General features: G+C 69.4%; 3 protein-coding genes. All 3 read left to right on the plus strand.

Going from position 1 to position 2,990, the window contains the following annotated elements; translation table 11 throughout:
- A partial coding sequence (locus tag AB0O82_RS38545; protein ID WP_363589705.1) for a hypothetical protein occupies positions 1 to 196 on the plus strand: 196 nt, incomplete at its 5' end.
- A 267-nt stretch (positions 197 to 463) separates the two neighbouring features.
- Positions 464 to 1,543, plus strand: coding sequence for a hypothetical protein (locus AB0O82_RS38550; protein WP_363589707.1), 1,080 nt, complete (start codon positions 464 to 466; stop codon positions 1,541 to 1,543).
- Positions 1,544 to 1,722: 179 nt separating this feature from the next.
- A complete protein-coding gene (locus tag AB0O82_RS38555; RefSeq protein ID WP_363589708.1) occupies positions 1,723 to 2,583 on the plus strand; it encodes a DUF3592 domain-containing protein in 861 nt (286 codons plus the stop codon).
- Positions 2,584 to 2,990: the final 407 nt, after the last annotated feature.

Here is a 2,990-nt window from a genome sequence, read left to right on the forward strand (position 1 = left end):
CACCACCTACACCCTCACCCCCACCCACAACAACCAACACACCAAACTCACCATCACCTTCACCACCACCCCCCACGGATGGCCCACCCTCCTCCTCAAACACACCATCCCCAACCAACACACCAAAGCCACCCACAACGCCCTCACCAACCTCAACCACCAACTCACACACAACACAAACACAGACACCCGATAGCCACCCGCGGCCCCTCGTGCCCGACCCGCGACTCGCGCACAGACCACCTGCTCACCGCCAACTCCCGTGAAGTCGACCGCGGGAGCTGGCGAACCGGGCCACCCGTCGAAACCGCCCCCGCGACGGGCGCGACCCGGGACCTGCTTTCCGCCCGTCGCTCCGACTACTACTGACAGCTGTCGCCCACTCCGCACCCCGCCGGCCCCGCGCGAACAACGCCCGCCCCAGCCCTACCGGCTGTCACCCCGGCCCGGCACAATCACCCGTATGACGATCACCCCGAGCGCGCCGCCTCCGCGCAGCACTCCGGTTGCCCTCGCCCGCAGTTTCCTGACGGGGGCCGTGATCGGGGGCTCGCTGGCCGCGCTCGTCGTCGGCGTGGTCGTCGAGAAGGTGCCCTTGTTCATCGGGGGTTTGGGACTGCCCATCGCCTACGGCCTGTTACTCCTGCTCGCCGGGGCGCCGCGGCGGGCCCGGGAGGCGGCGGTCGTGCCCCGGACAGCGCTCGCGATGATCGAGAGCCTGCGCGCCATTGGGGGTGAGACGAGCGACGTGCCGGTGCGGTTCGATCTCACCGTCGCACCGGACGACGAGCCGGCCTACCGCGTCGGGATCACTCAGGACATCAACCTGGTCGACCTCCCCGACTACCGGCCGCGCGGCGTCCTGGTGGTGAAGTATCCGCAGGACAGGCCGTGGCGGGTGAGGATCGTGAAGCGGCCGACCCCGGAGTGGGAGGAGCGGGCGGCCGGCGCTCAGCTGGATTCGGCTCCCGAGTCGACCATGGTGACCGAGCCTCCCGAGGGCCGTTCGACCGGCTTCGTCGGGCTCTTCGGCCTGCTGCTCGCCGCGGCTGCCGTGGTCTTCCTGTTCCGCGTGGACCTGTTCGAACAGCAGGACTCCGCTTCTCCGGCACCGACGGTCACTTCGACGTGGTCGACCACGGTGGTGTCGTCCGGGACCGGGACTGTCTCCCTCGGGCCGGACCAGTCGTTCCTCGACGATGGCGAACTGCGCAAGGCCATCAACTCCCTTACCGAGGGGAAGGATCCGCGCCAGGCGATCACCGTCTTCGCGCAGGAACGCGTGCTGTCGGTCGTGTTCTCCCCGAGCGGCACGAAGGCCCCCCAGTTCGATCCACTGTCCCTGCCCTACGAGCGGTTCCCGGCCCTGGTCAAGGAGGCCGAGACGACGCTCGGCGTCCGCTCCCCGACGTCCTGGCAGATCACCGCCGACCATCTCGCCGGCTCCCTCACGATCAGGGTCGGCGTGACCGGGCCCGAGGGCAGTGCCTCGCTGGAGGCGAACGGTGAGGGCCAGGTGGTGCGACGCACCCCGGCACGCTGATCACCGCGCTTCACCCGCGCTCGACGCGCTTCGACATCAAGACTGCTTTCCACCAGCCGACTTGGGCCGGCCACCGCGGCTCCCCACCGGCCCGGACGTGGTAGATCTTGCACGCGACGGGTTGCCACGGCAGCGAGGAAACCCCGGCGGACCGTACCGGAGGGACAGGAGGAGGACACATGGGCTGGCACGACTGTCTGGCGCTCTGGTGCGGGGTGTTCGGCACATTGGCACTGCTCGGGTACGGGCGGTCGCTGGCGGGGGTGACCCGAGCCCAGCGGACGGTCCGGGTGATGGGGCGGATCGAGCGGGTGCAGGAGCCGCGGCACGGAGGTTCCGAGGGGGACGGCATAGCGGTCGTCGTCACCTTCCAAGACTCCTCCACCGGGCAGGAGTTCACCGTGACGAACGACGGCGACTGCGGCGACAGGATCAACACGGCCTGGACGGGCCGGGAGATCGGGATCCGCTATCCGCCCGGGAGACCGCACGCCTTCCGGTTCACCAACGACCTCTGGGCCGGCCGCTACGGGCTCGGCTGGCCGAACTTCGCGGTGTTCCTGATCTACGTCGGGCTGGTGGTCGTCGCCGCGATCGACTGGGGCTGGCCGTGGGCCCTGATCGGTGTCGGCGCGCCGTGGAGCGTGTTCCTCGCGTGCTCCCTGCCCCAGGAGGTCCGCCAGGCGCGGAGCCGGTTCGACACCCTGGCCGCGATGGTTCCCGTTCCGGGCCGTGTGGTCGCCGTCGTCAGGAACGTCCGCACCGACGAGGACGGCTACACGTCCACCAGCCAGACGCCGGTGGTCGCCTTCACCACCCACGAGGGCGTGGCCGTCACCGCCTACTGCTTTTCGGGCCTGCCGGACCCGACCAACTCGTACGGCCGGAACGTCACGATCCACTACTCCCCCGCCGACCCGGCCGACTTCACCCCGGACCTCGCGTCCGCACAGCGGTCCTGGAGGAGCGGAGTCACCAGCGGCATCGTGGGCCTTCTCGTCACGGCGTCGGCGGCAGTCGTGGGAGCGGTCCTGCTCTGACACCCAACGGCCGTAGCACCATCGGCCAGCGAACCGTCCTCAGTCACGGGGCCGGTCCCGGAGCCGTCGTCGGCCTGCGGCATCCTGGCCCGATGAATGCACCGAGGGCCCAGTGGGTCAACACGACACATGACTGGTCGAGCGCCGTCGATACGGACCATCTCGCGCACATCAGGCAGAACCCGGCGAAGTTCGCTCCGGACGGACCCTGGCACCTCGTCCTGGAAGTCCTCGGCTATGCGGCCGACGAAGCGTCAGTCAGTGGCGGCGGGCGCTGTGTCCTCGTTCTCCACGCCGACGGCTCGCTGTCCGTCAGAGGGTGTTCGATACCGATTTAGGCTGCCGCGAGAGGTTTCGGGCGGAGGTATTGCCCGATTTTGTCGGGGCTGGCGGTCAGGCGGTTGGTC

It is taken from the genome of Kitasatospora sp. NPDC088264, assembly GCF_040685715.1.
Classification (GTDB): domain Bacteria; phylum Actinomycetota; class Actinomycetes; order Streptomycetales; family Streptomycetaceae; genus Kitasatospora.